The sequence below is a fragment of the Methylobacterium sp. WL18 genome (assembly GCF_008040015.1).
GTDB classification, from domain to species: domain Bacteria; phylum Pseudomonadota; class Alphaproteobacteria; order Rhizobiales; family Beijerinckiaceae; genus Methylobacterium; species Methylobacterium mesophilicum.
The window spans coordinates 1-3,504 of the sequence record NZ_VRVD01000494.1; the positions used below are offsets into that span (position 1 = coordinate 1).

Here is a 3,504-nt window from a genome sequence, read left to right on the forward strand (position 1 = left end):
CGCGTAAGTCGCTCTGATTAATAAGCAATACAGGCTGGCTGAAGTCTGCCGGAGGGGTGGCCGAGTGGTTGAAGGCGCACGCCTGGAAAGTGTGTATACGGGAAACCGTATCGCGGGTTCGAATCCCGCTCCCTCCGCCAGACTTCAGCCAGCCTGTATTGCTTATTAATCAGAGCGACTTACGCGACCGGCTACAGGTTGTGTCCCTGACTGTGTCCGCCAAAACCATAGATCGCGTCAGGCCGGCTGCCTAGAGCTATTTTTCCACTGTCAAGCCGTTGAACGCAGTTTAGTGCATGACCACCTGTCGAGTCCTTCGACAATGGAGTGCTAGTAGCGCCGACAGGACCGACCATGCTTCCAATCCCCACAGAAGAACTCACCACCTTAGCCGCCACACCGCTTGGCCAGTTGGCTCTCGGCGTCGTCGGCAGCGCAGCCTGGGATGGTATCAAGGGAAGCGCGGCGAAACTCGGTAGCCTGTTCGACCGCGTTGCAGCCCAGCGCCCGGAGTTGAACAGGGCCGCAGCGGACGCGCAGGCGAACGAAGACGTTGAGGCAGCTCGACGCATCGCGCAGGAAGCCACTGAGGCCGTTCTCGTCATGGCCAACGCGGGCACCATCGACATCCAAGGAGCGGAGATCACGGCGCTCCGTTCGGTCGATTTCGATCACATGCAAGGTGTGATCCGGGCCTCTGATTTCGTGGTCCGCAGCGCGGGTATGATTAGCGTGGGCGGTGCGGGCAACGCGACGGGGAGCACCCATCTAAAGGGCGGCAAGTTGGGCTCGTCGCTGCGCACCCGAGGAGCCGGCATCGACATGGGCTCCGGTACTTCGATCAAGATATCCGGGAACGCGGGAATCAAGATCACCTGATGGGCTCGTGAGCCGCTGGAGCACCGCGCCTGAGTGCGGTGTTACCAGTATGTCGCAACATCAGCGGCATACCTTACTCCAGGAGCAGACAACCTCAGCAGGGGGATACAGCAGGCTGTGGTGGAGCCGCTGCGCAATCGTGTGGGGCTCGGGAGGCTGAGGTGCCGCTGACCTTGATCAAACTCGCCTGAGGATCAAACGGAACGGTATCTGGCCCGCGCCGGGGCATGGCCTTCGCCATCGGCAACATGGCCAAGAGACCACAGACTTGGCAGCTCCTCGGTATGCTACGCCTCGACGAAGTCCTACAAAGCTCCCTTGCGCTCTGACATCAGCTCCCAGCTCTGCCGTGTCCGGGCCTGATCCAAATGCCCGGTGATGCGCAGGAAGAAGCCCGCGAGGTGTGGGAGAGCCTATCGGTTTGGCTGGCGCCGGCCGAGTTCAAGGCGATTGTAGAGGACCCTGATCGCACTCGGTCGAGGCCCGATCCCGCGCCCGCTCCCGCTCAGCGGCGTGCCGGCGATCCCGCCGCCGATCGAAGTCGAGGTGTCGCTTATCCCACGAATATCCGGATGACGTCTGCGCAGGCGATGGCCAACAGCAGCACCACCCCCCAGCTCAAGGCGCGGATCTGGCGCTGCGCCTCGGAGGCCTTCGTTTCCAGCGTACCGACGCGCAGTCGCATCCACTGGACCTCCTCTTCGAGGTTCATTTTGAGCTCCATCGCTGGGGTCGCAACGTCCGATGCTGGGCGGCGCGGGCCCGCTGTCCATCCATCCCGGCGGTGCCAGTCTGTCCAGTCCATCATCGGACGCAGGCGCCACGTTGGCGACTCGGTCGGCCGAAGGCTCGCCTAGCTGGGTCGGGCTACGTTTCTCGTAGGGGTACGCGTCTGCTGCGTACCCTCGGCATCCAGGCCCGCCCTTATGCCTAAAGGGGGGGATAGGCTCGGGCGGGCGTGGACGGCCGGAGACCAATCCGACCTCGGAGTGAATGCAAAATGCATGCGACTCCTCGCGAACGCAGCTCGCGCATCCCGTGCGGGCTCACCCCTTCGCGGCACACACCGTGATCGCCGAGGCGCCAGCGAAGGGCCGGCCAGCATCGGCGATCGCCAAGGCCGATCGCCCCTATGCCGAAGCCTCCGCCATTACCGTGTGCGTGGCCAAGGGATAGGCCTGCACGGCCTGCGCTCCAACGCGTGCCGGGCCCTCCGCCCGGCGTTCGACCGCGGCGTCCTCAGGCCCGATCCGATCATGCCGGGATGGGTCGGCAGCGCCTCCGAGCGGATGGCGCACGTCAATTGCGAACACCGGCATTTGACCCGATCATTTGAAAGCCCGCAGATAAATAAATATTCGTTGCCGAAATCGACACATCTATTTAATATCTTCCGAACCGGATGCAGCATTCGGGCGCGTGCAGTGATTCGTCCGGGCCGCTGACACCTTCCGAAGGTGCCCTGTCGGCTGCCGGCGAACGGGCCGCACAGGGAGGTCATCATGCGGCGGAAACACGCTCCATTTGTATCGCTGGTCACACAGGGACCGGTCCTGCTCTGCGCAGCGCTCCTCTGCGCCACGGCCGCGCTGGCCGAGGACATGCCCCGGCAGGGCGAGTTCCGCATCACCTACACGTCGACCACGCCGGTGGCGCCGAAGCCGGTCATGATCGGCAACAACCGCACGGCCTCGGCGACGATCAACATGATGACCGCCGTCAACGAGTCGAACGGGAAGCTCCTGCACAACATGGCCGGCCGCTGCACCTCGGCGCCGACCGTGGACAACGACGCCAAGACCTTCGAGAACCACGGCTATTGCGACTATGTCGATGCCGATGGCGACCACGTCTTCGAGAAGTGGGACTATCCCGTCCAGCCGATGGCCGCGGCCACCGAAGGCACCGGCGAATGGATCGGCGGCACCGGCAAGTTCGCGGGGCTGACAGGCGCCATGAAGATCCGCTCCCGGCGGCTGACCACCCTCACCGAGGGGGCCGTGCAGGTCACCGGCGAGAAGCTCGGCAGCTACAGCTTCCAGAACACCGTCGCGGACGCGAAGTAGGCCGCTACTACGCCGCGACGACCCGCGTCGTGGCCGCCTCCCAATCCGCACCCCAGTCCTGCACCACGTGGCCCGGGGAGACCTCCCGGTACAGCCGCTCCGGCGGCACGTAGTCCGGCGCCCGGATCGGGCTGCGGATCTCGTCGTCCGGCAGGGCGTGGCGGGCCCGGCGGCGGGCCGGGTCGGGGACCGGGACGGCGGCCAGCAGCTTCTTCGTGTAGGGGTGCTGTGGGTCCCCGAACACGGCCGCGCGCGGGCCGATCTCCACGATCTCGCCGAGATACATCACGGCGACCCGGTGGCTGACCCGCTCGACCACGGCCATGTCGTGGGAGATGAACAGGTAGGCCAGCCCCATCTCGGCCTGCAGGTCGAGCATCAGGTTCACCACCTGCGCCTTCACCGAGACGTCGAGCGCCGAGACCGCCTCGTCGGCCACGATCAGGCGGGGGCGCAGAGCCAGCGCCCGGGCGATGCAGATCCGCTGGCGCTGGCCGCCGGAGAACTCGTGCGGGAAGCGCCCGGCGGCCTCGGCCGGCAAGCCGACCCGGGTCAGCAG

4 protein-coding genes and 1 tRNA gene are annotated in these 3,504 nt (G+C 65.4%); 3 read left to right on the forward strand and 2 right to left on the reverse strand.

The features are described from left to right. Nucleotides 1-50 precede the first annotated feature (50 nt). Together FV228_RS23660 and FV228_RS23665 are read left to right on the forward strand one after the other, a co-directional pair. Nucleotides 51-140, forward strand: a tRNA-Ser gene (locus FV228_RS23660). A 214-nt stretch (nucleotides 141-354) separates the two neighbouring features. Further along, entirely contained in the window at nucleotides 355-879 is a 525-nt protein-coding gene (locus tag FV228_RS23665) for a hypothetical protein (RefSeq protein WP_147856807.1), read from the forward strand. A gap of 553 nt (nucleotides 880-1,432) precedes the next feature. Here FV228_RS23665 and FV228_RS33385 read toward each other — a convergent pair. Then, a complete protein-coding gene (locus FV228_RS33385; protein ID WP_187277881.1) occupies nucleotides 1,433-1,591 on the reverse strand; it encodes a hypothetical protein in 159 nt (52 codons plus the stop codon). Between the two features lie 790 nt (nucleotides 1,592-2,381). On the opposite strand from FV228_RS33385, the gene FV228_RS23670 reads away from it, so the two are divergent. Then, nucleotides 2,382-2,945 (forward strand): hypothetical protein, encoded by a 564-nt coding sequence (locus FV228_RS23670; RefSeq protein ID WP_147856808.1) that lies wholly within the window; start codon nucleotides 2,382-2,384, stop codon nucleotides 2,943-2,945. A gap of 7 nt (nucleotides 2,946-2,952) precedes the next feature. Here FV228_RS23670 and FV228_RS23675 read toward each other — a convergent pair. Then, nucleotides 2,953-3,504: ABC transporter ATP-binding protein (locus FV228_RS23675; protein WP_147856809.1), on the reverse strand; the 552-nt coding region annotated here is incomplete at its 5' end.

Coding starts and splice junctions, on each gene's coding strand:
- FV228_RS23665 (WP_147856807.1), top strand. CDS start 355: ATGCTTCCAATCCCCACAGAAGAACTCACCACCTTAGCCGCCACACCG.
- FV228_RS23670 (WP_147856808.1), top strand. CDS start 2,382: ATGCGGCGGAAACACGCTCCATTTGTATCGCTGGTCACACAGGGACCG.
- FV228_RS33385 (WP_187277881.1), bottom strand. CDS start 1,591: ATGAACCTCGAAGAGGAGGTCCAGTGGATGCGACTGCGCGTCGGTACG.